Source organism: Bradyrhizobium sp. 137, assembly GCF_023074095.1.
GTDB lineage: Bacteria > Pseudomonadota > Alphaproteobacteria > Rhizobiales > Xanthobacteraceae > Bradyrhizobium.
This window is the reverse complement of the sequence record NZ_JADPKU010000039.1, coordinates 30,687-47,558: the sequence shown is the minus strand read 5'-3', so window position 1 is coordinate 47,558 and position 16,872 is coordinate 30,687. Positions and strand designations below refer to the sequence as shown.

General features: G+C 63.0%; 27 protein-coding genes and 1 tRNA gene. 16 read left to right on the top strand and 12 right to left on the bottom strand.

Going from position 1 to position 16,872, the window contains the following annotated elements; all coding sequences use genetic code 11:
* Positions 1-13 precede the first annotated feature (13 nt).
* Positions 14-310: an HU family DNA-binding protein gene (locus IVA78_RS07175; protein ID WP_008558895.1), complete on the bottom strand. Its 297-nt coding sequence runs from the start codon at positions 308-310 to the stop codon at positions 14-16.
* 350 nt (positions 311-660) lie between these two features.
* On the opposite strand from IVA78_RS07175, the gene IVA78_RS07170 reads away from it, so the two are divergent.
* From IVA78_RS07170 to IVA78_RS07160, 3 genes are all read left to right on the top strand, one after another.
* Positions 661-1,152 (top strand): hypothetical protein, encoded by a 492-nt coding sequence (locus IVA78_RS07170; RefSeq protein WP_247281015.1) that lies wholly within the window; start codon positions 661-663, stop codon positions 1,150-1,152.
* A 207-nt stretch (positions 1,153-1,359) separates the two neighbouring features.
* Positions 1,360-1,662, top strand: a complete 303-nt coding sequence (locus IVA78_RS07165; protein WP_247281014.1) for a hypothetical protein — start codon at positions 1,360-1,362, stop codon at positions 1,660-1,662.
* 429 nt (positions 1,663-2,091) lie between these two features.
* Positions 2,092-2,277, top strand: a complete 186-nt coding sequence (locus IVA78_RS07160) for a hypothetical protein (protein WP_247281013.1) — start codon at positions 2,092-2,094, stop codon at positions 2,275-2,277.
* Between the two features lie 106 nt (positions 2,278-2,383).
* Here the strand turns inward: IVA78_RS07160 and IVA78_RS07155 are convergent, their stop codons facing one another.
* The 3 genes from IVA78_RS07155 to IVA78_RS07145 form a co-directional block, all read right to left on the bottom strand.
* Positions 2,384-2,653 (bottom strand): cupin domain-containing protein, encoded by a 270-nt coding sequence (locus tag IVA78_RS07155; RefSeq protein ID WP_247281012.1) that lies wholly within the window; start codon positions 2,651-2,653, stop codon positions 2,384-2,386.
* Between the two features lie 250 nt (positions 2,654-2,903).
* Positions 2,904-3,128 carry a hypothetical protein gene (locus IVA78_RS07150; RefSeq protein WP_247281011.1) on the bottom strand — a complete coding sequence of 75 codons (225 nt, stop codon included), beginning with the start codon at positions 3,126-3,128 and terminating at the stop codon, positions 2,904-2,906.
* Complete coding sequence (locus IVA78_RS07145) at positions 3,125-3,358, bottom strand: hypothetical protein (RefSeq protein WP_247281010.1); 234 nt, start codon at positions 3,356-3,358, stop codon at positions 3,125-3,127. Before IVA78_RS07145 ends, IVA78_RS07150 begins: the two co-directional genes overlap by 4 nt.
* Before the next feature lie 141 nt (positions 3,359-3,499).
* Between IVA78_RS07145 and IVA78_RS07140 the strand changes: the two genes are divergently transcribed.
* The 3 genes from IVA78_RS07140 (at position 3,500) to IVA78_RS07130 (ending at position 4,238) form a co-directional block, all read left to right on the top strand.
* The gene (locus tag IVA78_RS07140; protein ID WP_247281009.1) at positions 3,500-3,637 is read left to right on the top strand and encodes a DUF3072 domain-containing protein; all 138 of its coding nucleotides are present in this window, start codon (positions 3,500-3,502) and stop codon (positions 3,635-3,637) included.
* A 57-nt stretch (positions 3,638-3,694) separates the two neighbouring features.
* Positions 3,695-3,847: a hypothetical protein gene (locus IVA78_RS07135; RefSeq protein WP_247281008.1), complete on the top strand. Its 153-nt coding sequence runs from the start codon at positions 3,695-3,697 to the stop codon at positions 3,845-3,847.
* A 181-nt stretch (positions 3,848-4,028) separates the two neighbouring features.
* Positions 4,029-4,238 carry a hypothetical protein gene (locus tag IVA78_RS07130; protein ID WP_247281007.1) on the top strand — a complete coding sequence of 70 codons (210 nt, stop codon included), beginning with the start codon at positions 4,029-4,031 and terminating at the stop codon, positions 4,236-4,238.
* Positions 4,239-4,290: 52 nt separating this feature from the next.
* Here IVA78_RS07130 and IVA78_RS34360 read toward each other — a convergent pair whose 3' ends face one another.
* Positions 4,291-4,422 (bottom strand): hypothetical protein, encoded by a 132-nt coding sequence (locus IVA78_RS34360; RefSeq protein ID WP_256464567.1) that lies wholly within the window; start codon positions 4,420-4,422, stop codon positions 4,291-4,293.
* Positions 4,394-4,834, bottom strand: coding sequence for a hypothetical protein (locus IVA78_RS07125; protein ID WP_247281006.1), 441 nt, complete (start codon positions 4,832-4,834; stop codon positions 4,394-4,396). The genes IVA78_RS34360 and IVA78_RS07125 overlap by 29 nt, the downstream gene beginning before the upstream one ends.
* Before the next feature lie 125 nt (positions 4,835-4,959).
* On the opposite strand from IVA78_RS07125, the gene IVA78_RS07120 reads away from it, so the two are divergent.
* Together IVA78_RS07120 and IVA78_RS07115 are read left to right on the top strand one after the other, a co-directional pair.
* Positions 4,960-5,412, top strand: a complete 453-nt coding sequence (locus IVA78_RS07120) for a VOC family protein (RefSeq protein WP_247281005.1) — start codon at positions 4,960-4,962, stop codon at positions 5,410-5,412.
* Between the two features lie 287 nt (positions 5,413-5,699).
* On the top strand, positions 5,700-6,338 hold the full coding sequence (locus IVA78_RS07115; protein ID WP_247281004.1) for a glutathione S-transferase: 639 nt from the start codon (positions 5,700-5,702) through the stop codon (positions 6,336-6,338).
* 125 nt (positions 6,339-6,463) lie between these two features.
* Here IVA78_RS07115 and IVA78_RS07110 read toward each other — a convergent pair whose 3' ends face one another.
* The 3 genes from IVA78_RS07110 to IVA78_RS07100 are packed head-to-tail and all read right to left on the bottom strand — an operon-like array spanning position 6,464 to position 7,206.
* Positions 6,464-6,631: a hypothetical protein gene (locus tag IVA78_RS07110; RefSeq protein ID WP_247281003.1), complete on the bottom strand. Its 168-nt coding sequence runs from the start codon at positions 6,629-6,631 to the stop codon at positions 6,464-6,466.
* A gap of 6 nt (positions 6,632-6,637) precedes the next feature.
* Entirely contained in the window at positions 6,638-6,895 is a 258-nt protein-coding gene (locus IVA78_RS07105) for a hypothetical protein (protein WP_247281002.1), read from the bottom strand.
* Positions 6,896-6,951: 56 nt separating this feature from the next.
* Positions 6,952-7,206 carry a PilZ domain-containing protein gene (locus IVA78_RS07100; protein ID WP_247281001.1) on the bottom strand — a complete coding sequence of 85 codons (255 nt, stop codon included), beginning with the start codon at positions 7,204-7,206 and terminating at the stop codon, positions 6,952-6,954.
* A gap of 223 nt (positions 7,207-7,429) precedes the next feature.
* Between IVA78_RS07100 and IVA78_RS07095 the strand changes: the two genes are divergently transcribed.
* From IVA78_RS07095 to IVA78_RS07070, 6 genes are all read left to right on the top strand, one after another.
* Positions 7,430-7,504, top strand: a tRNA-Glu gene (locus IVA78_RS07095).
* A 210-nt stretch (positions 7,505-7,714) separates the two neighbouring features.
* Entirely contained in the window at positions 7,715-8,341 is a 627-nt protein-coding gene (locus IVA78_RS07090; protein WP_247281000.1) for a PilZ domain-containing protein, read from the top strand.
* Between the two features lie 97 nt (positions 8,342-8,438).
* Positions 8,439-8,711: a hypothetical protein gene (locus IVA78_RS07085; RefSeq protein ID WP_247280999.1), complete on the top strand. Its 273-nt coding sequence runs from the start codon at positions 8,439-8,441 to the stop codon at positions 8,709-8,711.
* Between the two features lie 238 nt (positions 8,712-8,949).
* Positions 8,950-9,990, top strand: a complete 1,041-nt coding sequence (locus IVA78_RS07080) for a PrsW family glutamic-type intramembrane protease (protein ID WP_247280998.1) — start codon at positions 8,950-8,952, stop codon at positions 9,988-9,990.
* Positions 9,991-10,061: 71 nt separating this feature from the next.
* Positions 10,062-10,640 carry an HdeD family acid-resistance protein gene (locus IVA78_RS07075; RefSeq protein WP_247280997.1) on the top strand — a complete coding sequence of 193 codons (579 nt, stop codon included), beginning with the start codon at positions 10,062-10,064 and terminating at the stop codon, positions 10,638-10,640.
* A 233-nt stretch (positions 10,641-10,873) separates the two neighbouring features.
* Entirely contained in the window at positions 10,874-11,959 is a 1,086-nt protein-coding gene (locus tag IVA78_RS07070) for a 3-deoxy-7-phosphoheptulonate synthase (protein WP_346015593.1), read from the top strand.
* A gap of 71 nt (positions 11,960-12,030) precedes the next feature.
* Here IVA78_RS07070 and IVA78_RS07065 read toward each other — a convergent pair whose 3' ends face one another.
* From IVA78_RS07065 to epmA, 3 genes are read right to left on the bottom strand one after another with little or no spacing between them, the layout of a single operon-like run.
* Positions 12,031-12,285 (bottom strand): hypothetical protein, encoded by a 255-nt coding sequence (locus tag IVA78_RS07065; protein WP_247464918.1) that lies wholly within the window; start codon positions 12,283-12,285, stop codon positions 12,031-12,033.
* Between the two features lie 43 nt (positions 12,286-12,328).
* Positions 12,329-13,423: a lysine-2,3-aminomutase-like protein gene (locus IVA78_RS07060; protein ID WP_247464916.1), complete on the bottom strand. Its 1,095-nt coding sequence runs from the start codon at positions 13,421-13,423 to the stop codon at positions 12,329-12,331.
* On the bottom strand, positions 13,420-14,472 hold the full coding sequence (gene epmA / locus IVA78_RS07055; RefSeq protein WP_247464958.1) for an EF-P lysine aminoacylase EpmA: 1,053 nt from the start codon (positions 14,470-14,472) through the stop codon (positions 13,420-13,422). Before epmA ends, IVA78_RS07060 begins: the two co-directional genes overlap by 4 nt.
* A gap of 162 nt (positions 14,473-14,634) precedes the next feature.
* Between epmA and efp the strand changes: the two genes are divergently transcribed.
* Both efp and IVA78_RS07045 read left to right on the top strand, forming a co-directional pair.
* Positions 14,635-15,201 carry an elongation factor P gene (gene efp, locus IVA78_RS07050; RefSeq protein ID WP_027572324.1) on the top strand — a complete coding sequence of 189 codons (567 nt, stop codon included), beginning with the start codon at positions 14,635-14,637 and terminating at the stop codon, positions 15,199-15,201.
* 24 nt (positions 15,202-15,225) lie between these two features.
* The gene (locus IVA78_RS07045; RefSeq protein WP_247458528.1) at positions 15,226-16,848 is read left to right on the top strand and encodes a M23 family peptidase; all 1,623 of its coding nucleotides are present in this window, start codon (positions 15,226-15,228) and stop codon (positions 16,846-16,848) included.
* Positions 16,849-16,872: the final 24 nt, after the last annotated feature.

Here is a 16,872-nt window from a genome sequence, read left to right as displayed (position 1 = left end):
AGCATCTCCGGTCTTAGACGGCGTCCTTGGCCACCTTCAGCGGCGAGGCCTTGACCGACTTGCTCGCCGGCTTTGCCGCAAACTGCATCGGCTCCTTGGTGAAGGGATTGATGCCCATCCTGGCTTCGGTCGCCGGCTTGTTCACCACCGACATCTTGACGAAGCCGGGAATGACGAACTCGCCGGACTCGTTGAGCTCCTTGTAGCCGACCGTCGCCATGTATTCGATCACCGACTTCACGTCGTTCTTTGACAGCTGCGTGCCTTCCGCAATTGCATCGATCAATTGGGTCTTCGTCATCTTCGCCATGTTCTGAATTCCTTTAAAGGGATGCGCGCGAATAACTCTGCTGTGGACGCGGCCGGACCCGCGGAGGCGCGCTTCTGATTCATGCCAGAGGTCATGAAGTGACGGGCTTAGAGCCTATCGAGGCTCAAAACGCAAGCAGGGGCTCTCTGAGGTTCCCGACGCCGGTGAACGGTGTCACGGCATGTGCCGGTACTTGTTGAACCATTTGCCCCCTGGCGCGTCTTACTCTTGAAGTCCCTAAGCTTCACCCCACCAGAAAGCCCCGCTTCCCCTAGGCGGGGTTTTCGCTGTTGGGTGCCTGTTAGGACGCCGCGGCTGCTATATGGTCGAGAGGTTTCTCGTGGGGGCTCATGAAGATCGCTATCGTCATCGCCGGCTTGATCGTTGTTGCAATCGCCGCCCTCGTAGCCATCCAGCCGAGCTTTTTGAAGCCTGCGTCATTGGCCCTCGTGAAAAAATCCGACATCTTCGGCTTCTCGCCCGGGATGACATTCGACGAGACAAGCAAGCTCGTCAGTCAACGTCGCTATCTGTGCCGCCAGATCCGCGGTTCGTATACCCTCGAATGCGACATCAATGGCGCCAAGGTCACGGTCCATAGCGACGAGGCCGACGTCAGGCATCCGATCTGGCGTGTCCATGCGGAGTTGACTAATCCGGGGCCGCAGGACGTCGCCGTCAAATCGATCTCCGACCAGTTCAACGCCCAGCCAGCCAAGGACCGCGATGGTTGGACATGGATCGTCGGCCGTGGGCTCAAGCTGAGCTATGACGGCCTCGCCTTGAATCTCGTGGACGAGAGCGCGGAGGCCCGGCTTCGCAAAGACGAAGCCAAGCGCTAGATCCGGAAAAGTGTACAGCGGTTGTCCGAAAAGATCATGCTCAAACAATGTCCTTCGCGATGACGCTTCATCCTGATTCATGCGCTTTAGAGAGAGCACTGCGGGTCACCTCATCGTGAAACTTGTGACTCGGCACACCTTGTTGAGACTTCGGTAACCTAACGCCTCCAATCTCGCATCAGTATCGTTGCGTTGGAGTATCCCACAGTGCTGGATTTTAACGAGCTGCGTGAACTCGCAGCTGACGTGCGTATTTTCGTCGATGTCGCCGAGGACAAGGCCGAAGCGCTGCGAGCCGTCATCGCAGCCTATGACGTCGTGCTCGCGATCTTCCCCTCTGGAGACGGCATGGGCCTCCACGTCGTCAAAGGCAAAGGGATCCTGGACAAGATCGCAAACTCGCGGAGCCACGCGACGTACAGCCACACGGCCATCGCGGTTCCTGACCTCGAGCACGCAGAAGTGCTCAAATACCTGACGGCCCCCGTCGAGCAACGGATCGCAGCCTGAAGCGGGAGGTTTTGTTGAATCGGTGCGGGCCGAGGGTTCACCTCTCCCGTAGTGCCGAAGGTGTTCGGCCGGCCTTTTTCGCTCGGCGATGCAAAGCATTGTCCGGAGACACCCGCGTCGGCGGCCTCCTCACCGTGACGGTCTGATATCTCGCCACAAAGCGACCTGAGGCCCGCTGGAAGCGGGCGTCTCGACGGATGGGCTCCGGGCGAGCTAACGCTACGTTTCTTGACCTGCCATAGGCCTTGCCCGCTGGGGAGAGGTGAACCCTCGAACGAGCGAGCGAAGCCGATTTCGCTACGAGCCGCATGGTTCTTCAGCAGCGCGCACCGTCACCGTTGAAGCACCTTGCAGCAAGCTTAGGAGGAAGCCAGCATGAGAGCTGCAGGATGGGGTTCTCTTTTGGAAGCATTTCCTGCATAATGCTGCATGGCAAAAATAAAAGTTACTTTCAAAACCGTCCGGATCTCAGAGAACGATTGGAAGATACTGGCAGACTACCCCAACAGCGAACAGCGCGAAATCAGCGGATTCACCAGCAAGGCGGATGCCGACGACTGGATCAACGGCGACCGCAAGATCGCCTGGCTCCGCTCTCAGGGTTACGCCAAGTGACGCACTAGCTCGATCGCATCGCCCTTCAGCTCCACGCGGGCGGCCTTGGTCCTCCAAGGCTGCAACGACCCGCCTTCGGTTCATAGCAGCACCTAGGAACGCGTTGCTACTTGATGAACTCCGTCATCGGCTTGCCCTTGTCAACGACAAAGACGTTCAGCATCTTCAACGGCCGGTCACCGCCGATCTTGAATCCGGCGTGAGGCACATCGCGCGCGTTTATGATCGCAGCCCCTGTGGGCAACTCGCGATGACTTCCATCCGGCAAATCGAGCGTAGCGCCTTGCAGCACGTAGACGATTTCCTCACCGGGATAGATGTGCTTGGCCAGCGACTCACCGGGAGGCACTTCGACGACCACCACGACGACGTCCATGTCCTTTCCGGTGAGATCACCTCTCTTCAATTCCGTTCTGGAAATCGACGTTTGAGAACTCGCAGAGCCGATCAAGCAAGCGGTAGCAAATATGGAAAGGGCCAGTCGCATTGCAAACCTCCCTCGCAATATAGCTGTGAAAATTGGCATCCTGCATCATGCGCGTCCATGTCGCAAAGACACGGTCTCGGCTCGGCGCCGCCAACTGAGTGCACTGTCCTCGTAAGCCGTCGCCCATTTCCTGACTTGCTCATGGACTGTCCTTGGCCTTCCGGCTCTCGCCAATTGAAACCGGCTTGTTCAGGAAATACTCGCGGTTACCTGTCGCTGCTTCCGCATACTGGTCGATGGCCACGATGATGGCCTGGACGTGCGGATAGCACCACCCCTCCCGCGTCGCCTTTCGGCGAACATCCTCGAGCGCGGTCAGGAAGGGCGAGAGCCCTTGCTCGTCGTCGAACCAACGCCTGCTCACCACGTTCTCCCGCCAAGCACCCTGCCCTTGGTCTGGGGCGGCTGCGCACTCTTCAGCGCGTCCCGCTGGGCACAGAGACTTTCAACCTTCGCCTCCATCCGCGACAGCAGGGCTTCGGCCGATGCCGTCCCGAGACCCGCCCGCTGTAGCTGGAGGATTTCCTTCCTCTGCCTCCCCATCTGGATGCGCATCCGTTCGATCTCCAGCCTGACAGCGTCCAGGTCCGGCATGTTCAACCCCGCGATTTGAATATGGCCCATGAGAACAAAAACGGAACGAAGAGTCGAGTCAGACGTTGGACGAAAAAGGAGACGTGTGATGGCCGATAACACCCAGAAGACCCGAAAGACTGGGTTTCCGGGGATGACCCGATGACAGGAGCCCAGGAATCCTACCTCAAGACCCTCGCCGAGCAGGCCCATCAGAACCTGCCTGAGGAAGAGCTGACCAAGGCCGAGGCCTCCGAGCTGATCGACAAGATGCGGCAAAAGGCCGGGTTGGAGGAGTGACCCCATGATTGTGGGAACCTGCGGTCGTGTGGATGCAAACGAAATTGGGAATCGAAAATGCCCTATTTCGTTTGCGCCCGCGACGGTGCCGGGCAGATCATTTTGAAGAGGGACACCAGGGAAGCGGCCGAGAAAAAGGCCGCCGAGCTCCGTGACGTCGGCTACTTCGAAGTCGAGATCATCGCGAAAGCGGCCGAGAAGGCCGCCTGAGCAACTGGTGTCGCATTGCGCGCCCTGGCGTAGGTGCTCCTCCGCCTGCGCCGCACTTGTTGGGTCGCCCCTGCCCAGAACGGATGCAAGCGTGCGAGTGCGCGGCGGCCCTGCCGTCCATGGGGAATGGACGACCGCTGCTCGCTTTGGCTAGGCTGATCCAAATTCTGGAGGAGCCAAGATGCCGTACTTCACATCCAAGCAGGACCAGGCGCAACGCATTTGCAAGGTGCTGGCCGACGTGTTCTGCGCGATTTTGCTCGCGACCTTCTCGATTGTGTTTTTCGGACTGCTCGGCGGCATTGCCGCCTTCGTTGTAGTTGAGGCCGGCCTACTTGCGATTGATTGGCTCTTGCCGAACGAGGACGATGCGGCAGGCGTAGTTCGCTAGTGGACTTTCCCGTGGTGGCTCCATGCCGAAGCAGACGGGGCAGTCGGGCTTGTCAAAACTGATCGCCTATGAACTTGATGATGCTGACGATCAGGCCAGAGAGACATGCTGCAGTGCCGAGGTCGGCGAGATAAAGCAACACGTCACGTTCGTCCTCACTTAGTTCTGCCAGTGCCTTGCGCATCTTCCCTCTCCATGGCCTCGATCATCTCTTCGTCGTCGAGAACATCCAGCAGATCATTAATTGTCTTATTGCCGTCGCACGACCCCGGCTCGACATAACTTGCCAGAATAACCTGGGCCTGTTTGACGGCTACCCTCACGCGATCCGGTTTCACGGCCGGTACTCTACTTACACTGTGGAAGCTAAAACGCAGATAGGAACGGCGCGTTCCTTTGCTCAGCCCCTCGAATGAGCTGGCGCGCAACAACCCTTCGGATGTGATGTCGCGATACTCCACGTCAGCGTAGAACTTCGGCTCGACTCTGACGGGCGTGTCCGAAGGTCTTGGCCAGCGGGCTACAGGAGATCGAAGGCGACTACAACAAGCGATCCCGATCGCCCCCTTCGGTTCACGTTGGTTGGTGTAGTTCACCAGCTGTATTCCGCTCACGCACACGTGCGCCCGCCCCCTGCCCCTCCTCCCCTTTTCCTGCTACCTCCTAGCCCCGCCGTCCCGGCCCATAGCAAGACCCTCCATACGTCCAGGGAGCAACAACCATGCGATACCTCCACACCATGCTGCGCGTGCGCAATCTCGATGTCGCGCTCAAGTTTTACCAGGATGCGCTTGGCTTGAAGGAGGTGCGGCGGATCGAGAACGACAAGGGGCGCTTCACGCTGGTGTTCCTGTGCTCGGCGGACGATCTTGAAGGCCTGAAGAAGCAGCCGCAAACGCGCGGCGCGCCGCTGGTCGAGCTCACCTGGAATTGGGACGAGGAGAAGTACGGCGAGGATCGCTTCTTCGGCCATCTCGCTTATGAGGTCGACGACATCTACGCCACCTGCGAGAACCTGATGAAGGCCGGCGTCACCATCAACCGGCCGCCGCGCGACGGCAACATGGCCTTCGTCCGCTCGCCCGACCTGCACTCGATCGAGCTGTTGCAGAAGGGCGAACCGAAGCCGCCGCAGGAGCCTTGGGCATCGATGCCGAATACCGGTCATTGGTAAGACCCAGCAGGAACAAGCCCTCTCGCCCGTCGTTCTCTTCCCAACGAAGCCGATTGGAGGAGGATGCGATGGCGAGAGGGCTGTTGCTGTGGATGCTTGGCGTGCCGATTCCGGTGATCATTCTGTTGTGGCTGTTCTTCGGCCGCTGAGCGTCGCGTTGAATTTGCAATGAAGGCTCCGCCCCGGGCGGAGCTTTTTGCATGATGGGCTCGGCGCAATCGCGCATCGCTCGATGAGGCGAATTCCGCTATCACCCGCGCAAACGACAACGCCGCGGGAGACGCCTCATGCCTGACACCAAACTGACGATTTGGGGCCGCGCCAACTCGGTCAACGTGCAGAAGGTGCTGTGGTGCCTCACCGAGCTCGGCCTGCCCTACGAGCGCATCGATGCCGGCATGCAATACGGCAAGACCCGCGAGGCCGGGTATCTGGCGATGAATCCCAATGCGCGGATTCCGACGCTGGTCGAGGGCGATTTCGCGCTGTGGGAGTCCAATTCGATCATGCGCTATCTCTGCCTCGCGCATGGGCGCAGCACGCCGATCTACCCGGAGCCGCCGAAGCTGCGCGCCTCGGTCGACCGTTGGCTCGACTGGACGCTGTCGACGGTGCAGCCGGTCGACCGCCCGGTGTTCTGGGGCATCGTTCGCGCCGCGCCCGCCGAGCGCGACATGCTCCAGGTGCAGCGCGATGCCGATGCCGCTGCCGAGGTTTGGGCCATCGCCGACGGCCTGCTCGCCTCGCGCCGTTTCATCGAGGGTGATGCGTTCACGCTCGCCGACATCGCGATCGGGTCCTATGCGCGGCGCTGGCTCGGCGTCGAAGGCATCAGCCGTCCGGCGCAGCCGCACCTCACGCGCTGGCTCGCCGAGCTCGGCAAGCGGCCCGGATTTGCGCAATTCGTCGCACCGCCGATGTCGTGACCGCTGACGCGGCGTAAGTTGCGATGATCGCGCGAGGAATCGTCGTCGCGGCGCAAGCGCCCGGCGTCACGGCAGCACTTGATGGCTACTGTGCATGGGGTTGTTTTCGCATATTTTGTTGGGCCCTAGAGCCAGCCGCGCTCGACCAGCAGCACGCAGATGATCAGCATCAGCGTCACCGCCGCGGTGGCGAGCCGTGCGGTCCAGCTGAGGCCACGGCCGACCCACCACAGCAGCGCGCAGTACATCAGCACGGGGACGAGGATATCGAGCCGCAACAGGTCCGCCGACATGGGCCTTTAGCGCCGGATGCTGGTGTCGACGCTGACCGAGCCGCCGACCTTCACGCAGGTCCCGGTGCCCTCGACCATGACGAAGCGCGGGCCATAGGAGGCGCAGGAGCCGGCCTTTCCTGCACCGTCCGTGCCCTTCAGCGGCAGGATCTTGCCGGTCTCCTTGCCCGCCTGTGGCCGCTCGGCGGGCGGCAGGCGCAGGCTCTCCGCTGCGTTCGCGGATACGGCAGCAAACGAGATCAGGATGAGGAGCGGCATGCGCATGGCCGCCTTGTAGCCCGGACGGGCCGTGCGCGCCACCGGATCGGCGCGCAGCGATGTCAGAGGAATTTGATGCCGGCCGACTTGCCGCGGCGCCAGACCACCTGGCAGCTTCGCCCGGTCCGCGCATCGCGCGCGAAGGCCAACCGGATCACCCCGGGAAGCTGGCTCGCATCCTCGTCCATCGTGATCTTCGCGCCCGTATCCGAGATGTCCTGGACCAGGCAATGCCGCGCCGCGAATCCGCCGTCGAGCGTGATCCAGGCGTGCCGCGACAGCAGCTTGCGCTCTGAGCGCTTCTTGGGCGGTGGCATCGGAAAAATCTCCCACTCCAGCGCTACTCAGGGAACCCTAAGAAACCGTTGAATTCGCCCCCTGATCATCCCGCCTCGGCGCTATCCACCGGGAGCAAAAGAGCGTTCCCGAACGGCTTGCCCGGGAGCGCAAAGGCCACTATACGTTCGCGCGCTGCAAGCCGCCGGGCACTGTTCGGCCGGCCAGCGGCCGTGCCGCGGAAAGCGGCGGGGCCCTGCGTTTGCTCCCTTCGTCTATCGGTTAGGACGCCACCCTTTCACGGTGGAGAGAGCGGTTCGATTCCGCTAGGGAGCGCCACGCTCTATCGAGCTCCCGCCTCTTCAGCCTGCCATTTCGGGGCAAGGCGCGCCTGATGGCACGCCGCCTGCACGTCATCAGCCCAATGTCCGACCGATCCGCGCATTTACCGGAAATTTACCCCTGCTCCTGCGCGACGGTATCGTTTGCTTAGAATTTGGCCGCTACCGTCGAACTACGGAAATCACCCTGAAACCCCGGTTGGCGTTCATGTCTGTTGCAGAGTTCCTGAGGCAGCGTGCAGTGGAAGTCACCTTGAACGGCAGCTACTCGCTGCCGCGCTGGTATGATTGCGAAGGCAAGCTGCGCAGCTTCGCCTGCCGCACTAAGCGCGTCTCGCCCTTCCGCATGATCGTCGACGTACCGGTGGTCGGAAAAGTCGGCGAGCGCTTGACCTCCTACTTCCAGGATTTCGGCGAATTCCAGTGCACGATCAGCGCGACGCTGAAGTCGGGCTTCCTGATGGAGCTCGAGATGACGCGGGCGCGGCGCGCCTGGATGTCCGAAAAGCTAACCTGGCTCGAGAAAAAACAGAAGGACGCCAGCGTCCAGGAGCTGCGGCAAGACGCGCGTTTCGTTCCGCAAGTCCCGCACACGTTCCTGACGCTTGCCAACGGCAGCACCCATTCGTGCTTCATCATCGACGTCTCCACCGCAGGCGTCGCGATCTCCTGCGAATACGACCCGCCGATTGGAACCCCGCTTGCGGTCGGCGCCTGCGTCGGGCGCGTGATCCGCAAATTCCACCACGGCTTTGCGGTCAAGTTCGCCGAGAAGCAGTCCCGGGACGACCTCGTCCGGTTGATTGTCCGCACGCCCATGCTCCAGTCGGCCTGAGAAGCCGGGCAGATCGCTGCCCTATCGCGGCCCCATTGCGGGATCAGTTTTTGCGGATCCGGATGTCACATTTGCAGACTTGCGATCGGGGGACCGAATGGCAGTCGACAAGATCACGATTGATAAAGTCACAGTTGATAAGATCACTTGGGACAGGGTTGGCCGGGTCACCGAGCCCGGACGCTACATGTATACCTTCGGCTGGCTCACCATCACCGCCGGCGATCTCGAAATCTGGAAGCAATACCCGCAGGCCGCCTTCACGCTGCTGGCGCAACCGGCCGAGCCGGACGATTCCGTTGGCGCGGAATTCCATCTCGGAGCCTTCGATATCGCCCCCAGCGGGCCATCGCCGTTCACCACCCATTGAGCGAACAAACCCACCCATTCGCTTGATCTGACTTACCAATCAGATCCAACGACGGGGCGCGCTGCGACAGGTGACGAGCTGGCTTTGCCATGCAATTGATGATGCTCACATTTGGCGTTGGGCGCCCTGATGAACGCTGGCTGTCGCGCTCGTTAAGCGAGCCGACAGCGAGCGCATGACACATGGTCGCACCGGTGAATGTAGATAAGCTCATCAAGGGAACCTATTTTCGGCGCCGATGTACCTGATTGAAGCGCTACCCACTGTCATCGGAACTGCCGCCGTCGCGCCTGCGCTGCTGATGCTGTGGCTCGTCATCGCCGCCGAGGAGCGCCCGGGCCCGCCCGCCCAGGTCTGGACCGCCTTCCTGCTCGGGGCGGCCAGCATCTCGCTGCTGGGCCTCGCCCGCGCGCCCTTCGCCAGGATGGTCGCAGCGCCCGACGATCCCTGGGCGGCGCTCGCCATGCATTCGGTCTTCGGCGTCGCGCTGCCGGAGGAAGCCGTCAAGGTGATCGCCATCGTGCTGGTCTCCTCGACCAAGCGGCGGACCTTCGCCAATCCGATGGACACCGTGGTCTATGGTGCCGCAGTCGGCCTCGGCTTTGCCGCTTACGAGAACCTTGCGTATCTCGTGCAGCATGCCGAGATGTGGCGCTCGCTGGCCGCCCTGCGCAGCGTGCTGACGGTGCCGTTCCACGGCGCGCTTGGCATCATCGCAGGCGCCTACCTCACCATTGCCCGTGCCGGCACGGCGCTCGGAGCCAACCGCCATCATCGCGACTGGGCGCGCCTGTCCAGCCGCCTGCTGATCTTCGCCGGCCCACTCGCGCTGCATTCGGCGTTCGATTTTCCGCTGCTGACTCTCCAGCGCATGCCGGATCTGGACCCGACGCTGCGGATGTGGCTGGGCGCGGCGAGCCTGTTGATCGGCTTCAGCTCGATCGCGTTCGCCATCCGCCTGGTCCGGCGGGTCGCGCGCCATCACGCGCCCCGGACCGACGTCGCCCGCGAGCGGCTCAGCCAGCTGCGCCGGATGTGGGCGCTGCTGCTTGCCGGCGGCGGCGTCGGCTTCCTGGGCCTCGCCTTCGTGCTGACCTCGCTCCATCACTGGCTGATCAATCCCGAGCGCAATCTGACGCTGGCGCTGATCCCGATCGGCCTCACCTCGATCCTGCTCGGTCTTGCACTTCTGATTGTCACGACCGCGATCTACATTCTCGGCCGCAACCGCATCCGCACCAGCGCCGAAGGCTTTTCCTCGGCGCCCGGCGGGGGATAACCCTCGCGGGATGGCCAGCGCGACACGCAACTAGTAGATTGAGCCCAGCCCTCTCGTCCCGGAGCCTGCTGATGACATCGCCCGAGGAGTTCTCACGGATGCAATCGGCGATGAGCCGGGCGGTGAAGGCGCATTGGAAGGCCTTTCTGTTCGAAGGCATCCTCCTCGCCGTTCTCGGCATTGCCGCGCTGATCCTGCCGCCCCTCGCGAGCCTTGCGACCGCGATCTTCCTCGGCTGGATGTTCCTGATCAGCGGCATCGGCGGATTGATCGCGACCTACTGGGCGCGCAGCACGCCGGGGTTCTGGTGGTCGCTGATCTCGGCCGCGCTGGCGGTGCTCGCCGGCGGAATTCTGCTGGCGCGGCCGATCCAAGCGGTGCTGACGCTGACCATCGTGCTCGGTGCCTATTTTCTCGCCGAAGGCGTCACCACCATCATGTACGCACTGGAGCACCGTCGCGAGCTAAGCAGCCGCTGGTCATGGCTCCTGATCTCGGGCCTCGTCGACATCGCGATCTCCTTTATGGTGATCGCCGGACTGCCAAGCTCGGCGGAATGGGCGATCGGCGTCCTGGTCGGTATCAACCTGCTGTTCGGCGGCGCCACCCTGATCGGCATGGCCCTGGCGGCACGCAAGAGCAACACCTGAGACGCTCGTTGCGCCGTGTTCTGTTTTGGGGGTGACAACCCGCCAGCGCCGCGCTATATGGCCTGCCATGATCACCGTCGCCACCAGCTATTTTTGGTACTTTAGCTACGACAGCTCGCTGGCGGCGGGAGGATCGCGCTCAATCTGACACATTGCAGCAAACGTCCGAACAAGCCGCCAGACCTGGCGGCTTTTTTATTGGCCGGCAGGTTCTTAACAGACAGGAGCCCGCCGTGCTGAGCACGACCGACGATCTTCGTATCCGCGAACTGAAAGAGCTGAACACGCCGGAAGAGGTGATGCGGGAGGTCCCGCGCACGCTCACCGCGACGCGCGTGGTGATGGCAGCGCGCAATGCCATCCATGCGATCCTCAACGGCCAAGACGACCGCCTGCTGGTCGTGGTTGGCCCGTGCTCAGTGCATGATCCCAGGGCCGCGCTCGACTACGCCGAGCGCCTCGTACGCGTACGCGAAGACCTCGCCGACCAGCTCGAGATTGTGATGCGGGTCTATTTCGAGAAGCCGCGCACCACGGTCGGCTGGAAGGGCCTGATCAACGATCCCGATCTCGACGGCAGCTTCGACATCAACAAGGGCCTGCGTCTGGCGCGCAACGTGCTGTCGGCGGTGAACAATCTCGGCCTGCCCGCCGGCACCGAATTCCTGGACATGACGACGCCGCAATACATCGCCGACCTGGTGTCATGGGCTGCGATCGGCGCGCGTACGACCGAGAGCCAGATCCATCGCGAACTGGCGTCGGGGCTGTCCTGCCCAGTCGGCTTCAAGAACGGCACCGACGGCAACGTGCGGATCGCCGCGGACGCGGTGAAGTCGGCCTCGCATCCGCATCATTTCATGGCGGTGACCAAGCTCGGCCGCTCGGCGATCGCCTCGACCGCGGGCAACGAGGACTGCCACATCATCCTGCGCGGCGGCAGCAAGCCGAACTATGACGCGGCAAGCGTCGCGGCCACCTGCAACGAGCTGACCAAGTCCGGCGTTGCGCCGCTCGTGATGATCGATGCAAGCCACGCCAATTCGAGCAAAAAGCCGGAGAACCAGCCGCTGGTGATGACCGATATTGCCGGCCAGATCTCAAGCGGCGAGAACCGCATCATGGGCGTGATGATCGAGAGCAATCTGGTCGCCGGCCGTCAGGATGTGGTGCCCGGCAAGCCGCTTGCCTATGGACAGAGCATCACCGACGGCTGCATTGACTGGACGACCACGGCCGCCGTGCTTGAGCAGCTCGCCGATGCAGTCGAGATCCGCCGCAACACCCAGCGCGCTGGTCTGCACGAGCGATCAGCTTAGGACGTGACGAGGCGAAGTGTCAGTCGCGGGCTCAATTCTTCACCTCTCCCCGCCGGGGAGAGGTGCGGTTCCTAGCAGCCCCGGCAGATGCTCTTGATCTTCTTGTCGAGCGCCTGGTTTTCCTTGCTCAAGGGATCATTGGCGTCGCTCAGATTTTTTTCGCTCGGCACGTCAGCCGCGCGCGGCTGGCGGTGACCGACGGGTGCCGGCAACACCGTTCCAGAGCTGGCGCCGCCCGATGTCGAGCCCTTGGAGCCGCCGGTCTGTGCAACCGCCGCGCCACCGAGCAAGACCACGAGCGATGCTGCCACCATGATCTTTTTCATGTCCGCTTCTCCATTCTCAAACCGACGCACGCTCCAGCACCGCTCATGTTTCCGGCGGATAGAGATGAACGTCGCCGCAATAGTCCATGATACGATAGCGCGTTTCGGCTCCCGCTTCACCCGCATCGCCTGCGGTATTTTGTGCCACCACCACATAATTCGGCCCGACCGGCGACTTGCCGGCGCCGCCGGGAATATCGACGACATAATCAGGCTGACACAGCCCTGACACCCGCCCACGCAACTGCCGCATCAACTCCTGTCCCTGCGCCAGCGTGGTTCGCAGATGCGCAGTGCCCGGCGCGAGATCGCCATGATGCAGGTAATAGGGTTTGATCCGGCATTCGACGAAAGCTCGCATCAAATCCGATAGAGCAGCGACGTCGTCGTTGACGCCGCGCAAAAGCACGGACTGGCTCACCATGGGAATGCCGGCATCGACGAGCCGCGCGCAGGCGGCGCGCGCCGTTCCGGTCAGTTCCCGCGCATGGTTGGCGTGCAACGCGGCCCAGGTGGTCGCTCCCTCGACCTTGAGCGCGGCGACCATCTCCTCGCTGATGCGCGCGGGATCGGCCACGGGCACGCGAGTATGAAGACGGATGATCCTGACGTGATCGATGCCCGCCAGATCGGCCATGATCTCGCTCATGCGACGTGGCGACAGCATCAGCGGATCGCCGCCGGTGAGGATGACTTCCCAGATCTCGCCATGCGCGCGGATGTAGTCGATCGCTGCGCGATAGGCGCTGTCCGGGAGTGCGTTTTCCTTACCTGGCCCGACCATCTCCCGGCGGAAGCAGAAGCGGCAATAGACCGCGCAGACGTGAACCAACTTGAACAGCACGCGATCCGGATAGCGGTGCACGATTCCGGGAACCGGCGAGTGCGGATGATCGCCGATCGGATCGGCGCTCTCGCCCGGCTGTGCGTCCAGTTCGGCCGCGGTCGGAACGAACTGCCGTGCGATGGGATCGTCGGGATCGGCGGTGTCAATCAGCTCGACCAGCGCCGGCGTAATCGCCACCGCATAGCGCGCGGCAACGCGCTCCAGCGCCGGCAGCGTCGCTGCGGGCGCCAGGCCTTCGGCGACGAGCTCAGCCGGCTCGCGCAAAGTGCGTGCAAGATTGGTCTTCGTCATGCCTCACCCGCAGGCGGTGTCCACACCACCTGATCAATTCGCGATGCGCCGCTCGCCAGCATGACCAGCCGGTCGAAGCCGAGCGCGACGCCGCTCGCCTCCGGCATCGCAGCGACCGCGGCCAAAAAGTCCTCATCCAGCGGATAGGCCTCTCCGTAGCGGCGCTGCTTCTCCGTCATCGATTCCGCGAAGCGCTTGCGCTGCGCCTCGGCGTCGGTGAGTTCGCCAAAGCCGTTGGCAAGCTCGACGCCGCAGGCATAGACCTCGAACCGTTCCGCAAGCCGCGGATCATCAAGCTTCACCCGCGCCAGGGCCGCCTCTGGAGATGGGTATTCGAACAGAATGGTCAAACGGCCCTGCCCCAGATGCGGCTCGACATGTTCAACCAGAACCTTGCTGAAGATGTCCGACCAGGTGTCGTCCTCGGCCACACGGACCTTGGCACCGGCCGCCTCGGCGAGCGCGGCACGGTTACCCTCGCCGCCCGAGATTGTCGACAGCAGGTCGATGCCGGCGAACCGCTCGAACGCCCCCGCGACCGTCACAAGCTCTGGCTCGGCGAAGGGATCGGCGGTCCGGCCTCGGAACGAGAAGGTTCCGATGCCGGTCGCCCGCGCCGCACGGGCAATGACGACGACGGTGTCCGCCATGATGGCGTCATAGGGGGCGCCTGAGCGGTACCATTCCAGCATGGTGAATTCGGGCAGGTGCAGGTCGCCGCGCTCGCGGTCTCGGAACACACGGGCAAACTCGAAAATCCGCGTCTCGCCCGCCGCCAGCAGCTTCTTGCAGGCGAATTCCGGCGAGGTTCGCAGGTAACGGCTCGCGCGGCTGCCGTCCGGCCGCATGATCTCGGTCCGGGGCGCGTGCAGATGGGTCTCATTGCCGGGCGAGATCTGGAGGACGGAGGTTTCGACCTCGACGAAGCCCTGCTCGGCGAAAAATTCCCGGAGAGCCGCGGTAATGGCCCCCCTGGCCTGGAGGAAAGGCTGTCGGTCGCGGTGCCGCCCGGGCGACCAGAACGGCGAAATCGGCTTGTCCCCAGCCATTAGCCGATTGCCCCTCGGAACAGCAAAATGCTGGCATCCAACGGCAAAATCAGTATGTTGCGGCCCGAAACGGGCGCCGAGGTCCGATTTGAGGCCCCAAGTCCCCCATCCATTCGACCACGTCCTGGCCGGTGCCGGGCCAAGCAAGCAGGAAATACAGCTTTGAGAGTCATCGCCAGTTCTATTCGCAAGGGCAACGTGATCGAGCAAGACGGCAAGCTTTATGTCGTCGTCAGCGCCGAGAACATCCATCCCGGCAAGGGCACCCCGGTCAGCCAGATCGAAATGCGCCGAATCTCGGACGGGGTAAAGATCTCCGAACGCTACAAGACGACCGACCAGGTCGAAAAGGCCACGATCGAAGAGCGCAACTACACCTACCTCTATGAGGACGGTGACGGCTACCATTTCATGAACCCGGAGACTTACGACCAGGTCCAGGTCTCCAAGGATGTCGTCGGCGACGCTGCTGCCTATCTTCAGGAGAGCATGACGGTCAAGCTGTCCATGCACGACACCAACCCGGTCTCGATCGCGCTGCCGCAGCGCGTGACGCTGGAAGTGGTCGAGACCGAGCCGGTGACCAAGGGCCAGACTGCCTCCTCCTCCTACAAGCCCGCGGTGCTCTCCAACGGCGTGCGCACCACCGTGCCGCCGCACATCACCGTCGGCACCCGCGTCGTGGTGATGACCGAAGACGGCTCCTACGCCGAACGCGCCAAGGACTAACGGGGAACAGAGCGATCGCAACAGGTGCCGCCGGGGGGCGAGACAGTGGTTGGGAAAGCTTTCCGCTTCGTCTCGCAACTCCTGGCGTCGCTTTCGCTCCTCATTGCCACCCCGCTTGCTGCGGAAGAATTTCGCAGCCCCTCGCTCACGGCCCTGCGCGTCGATTGGCGCGCAGCGCTCGACCAGTTCCGCGCCGAGATCAATAGTCGTCCGCGGGTCGCGGACGATTTCATTGTCGCGCCCCGCCGTTCGGTGCCGCGCCATGATCCGCGCGCAATACCCGCGTTGGTTCAGCTCAACGCGGTCTCCTCGCAATTCTTCACTGGCATCGCCCGCAGCCCCGTGCCGGTGCTGCTACCGTTCGACGCCGCCGCGTATCTCGAGGCGCAGCGCAACGGCGCGCCGGCTATGCTCGCGCTGTCGCGCTACCAGGCTGAATTCAATCCCGTCGACATGTTCGACGCCGGCCCCGCCGGCTACAGCGCGACGTTCTCGTTCGAGCCTGGCGCCGGCGACGGCATGCCGAGCCGGGTGTACGCAAGGCCGGTTGAGGTGCAGATCACGGGCTCGGCGCTCGTCTATGACATCGCCGATCCCTCTGGCGGCAAGGGCGAGCCGGTCAAACCCCTCGCAGCAACCTATCCAGACCTGCGCAGGTTCATCCGGGAAGGCTATCTGCGCTATGCCTTCACCCGTTTCGGCGTTGCCTATGTGGTGTCGATCCAGTGCCTTGACAGCATCGCCAAGCCGCGGCGGCTCGCCTGCAAGGAAGCCTATCCGGTCGCAGAACGCTTCCTGAAGGCGCTCCGGATCGCGGGCGGGCAACGGATGCGGCCTCTGATGGACGTTGCCTCTAACGTCCTCGATCGTCCGGCCGGACGCTCGGCAGATTTCAGCTATCGACCGAGCGGCGATATCATCCCGAATACGGGCTATCGCAAGCAAGGCGGCCATCCCGACGTGATGGCCTATGCACAGATCCGCTTTCCGCTCGAAAAGGCGCCGGCCTTCGTGCGCTCGCAATCCCATGGCAGGCGTGACAGGAGCGACAGCCCGACCGCCTATCCCTGGCGCGACAATTTCTGCGAGTCCCGCAGTTTCGAGGTCTGGCAGTGCGCCGGCGGATATGGTCACCAGGGCGAGGATATTCGCGCCGCCGATTGCCCGCCGCCCGGCGACGGCCGCGAGCCCTGCGATCCCAAGCGGCGCGGTGTCGTCGCCGTCCGCGACGCGATCGTGATCCGCTCTGCCAAGGACCAGGCTGTGACGCTGCAAGTCAACAGCCGCACCGAGCACATCCGCTTCCGCTACATGCACATGAACCCGCAGGCGCTGAACGCCGATGGCGTGCTCAATGGCCGCATCGTCACCGAAGGCGAGAAGATCGGGGTGATCTCGAACTATCTCGACCATCCCGCCGGCACCTCGATGCATTTGCATTTCGACGTGCAGGTGTTCACCCGCGACGGTTGGATCTGGGTCAGTCCCTACGTCACGCTGGTCTCGGCCTATGAGCGCCTGATCCGCGCCCGCGGCCGCGAGATCGGCCCGGAGGTCGCAGGCACTCCGCAGCCCGTGGCACACGCGCTGCCGGAAGATGTGATCAAGCAGGACCTGCGCGAGGGCTCGAGCGGCGAGGAGAATTGAGGACTTGCTCGTTCCAAGCCCAGG

Coding starts and splice junctions, on each gene's coding strand:
- IVA78_RS07060 (WP_247464916.1), bottom strand. CDS start 13,423: ATGACGAAGACCAATCTTGCACGCACTTTGCGCGAGCCGGCTGAGCTC.
- IVA78_RS07105 (WP_247281002.1), bottom strand. CDS start 6,895: ATGCGCATGCCGCTCCTCATCCTGATCTCGTTTGCTGCCGTATCCGCG.
- IVA78_RS07175 (WP_008558895.1), bottom strand. CDS start 310: ATGGCGAAGATGACGAAGACCCAATTGATCGATGCAATTGCGGAAGGC.
- IVA78_RS07120 (WP_247281005.1), top strand. CDS start 4,960: ATGCGATACCTCCACACCATGCTGCGCGTGCGCAATCTCGATGTCGCG.
- IVA78_RS07080 (WP_247280998.1), top strand. CDS start 8,950: ATGTACCTGATTGAAGCGCTACCCACTGTCATCGGAACTGCCGCCGTC.
- IVA78_RS07100 (WP_247281001.1), bottom strand. CDS start 7,206: ATGCCACCGCCCAAGAAGCGCTCAGAGCGCAAGCTGCTGTCGCGGCAC.
- IVA78_RS07160 (WP_247281013.1), top strand. CDS start 2,092: ATGGCAAAAATAAAAGTTACTTTCAAAACCGTCCGGATCTCAGAGAAC.
- IVA78_RS07090 (WP_247281000.1), top strand. CDS start 7,715: ATGTCTGTTGCAGAGTTCCTGAGGCAGCGTGCAGTGGAAGTCACCTTG.
- IVA78_RS07135 (WP_247281008.1), top strand. CDS start 3,695: ATGCCCTATTTCGTTTGCGCCCGCGACGGTGCCGGGCAGATCATTTTG.
- IVA78_RS07155 (WP_247281012.1), bottom strand. CDS start 2,653: ATGGACGTCGTCGTGGTGGTCGTCGAAGTGCCTCCCGGTGAGTCGCTG.
- IVA78_RS07145 (WP_247281010.1), bottom strand. CDS start 3,358: ATGCCGGACCTGGACGCTGTCAGGCTGGAGATCGAACGGATGCGCATC.
- IVA78_RS07130 (WP_247281007.1), top strand. CDS start 4,029: ATGCCGTACTTCACATCCAAGCAGGACCAGGCGCAACGCATTTGCAAG.
- IVA78_RS07170 (WP_247281015.1), top strand. CDS start 661: ATGAAGATCGCTATCGTCATCGCCGGCTTGATCGTTGTTGCAATCGCC.
- IVA78_RS07085 (WP_247280999.1), top strand. CDS start 8,439: ATGGCAGTCGACAAGATCACGATTGATAAAGTCACAGTTGATAAGATC.
- epmA (WP_247464958.1), bottom strand. CDS start 14,472: ATGGCTGGGGACAAGCCGATTTCGCCGTTCTGGTCGCCCGGGCGGCAC.
- IVA78_RS07110 (WP_247281003.1), bottom strand. CDS start 6,631: ATGTCGGCGGACCTGTTGCGGCTCGATATCCTCGTCCCCGTGCTGATG.
- IVA78_RS07075 (WP_247280997.1), top strand. CDS start 10,062: ATGACATCGCCCGAGGAGTTCTCACGGATGCAATCGGCGATGAGCCGG.
- IVA78_RS34360 (WP_256464567.1), bottom strand. CDS start 4,422: ATGCGCAAGGCACTGGCAGAACTAAGTGAGGACGAACGTGACGTGTTG.
- IVA78_RS07140 (WP_247281009.1), top strand. CDS start 3,500: ATGACAGGAGCCCAGGAATCCTACCTCAAGACCCTCGCCGAGCAGGCC.
- IVA78_RS07065 (WP_247464918.1), bottom strand. CDS start 12,285: ATGAAAAAGATCATGGTGGCAGCATCGCTCGTGGTCTTGCTCGGTGGC.
- IVA78_RS07115 (WP_247281004.1), top strand. CDS start 5,700: ATGCCTGACACCAAACTGACGATTTGGGGCCGCGCCAACTCGGTCAAC.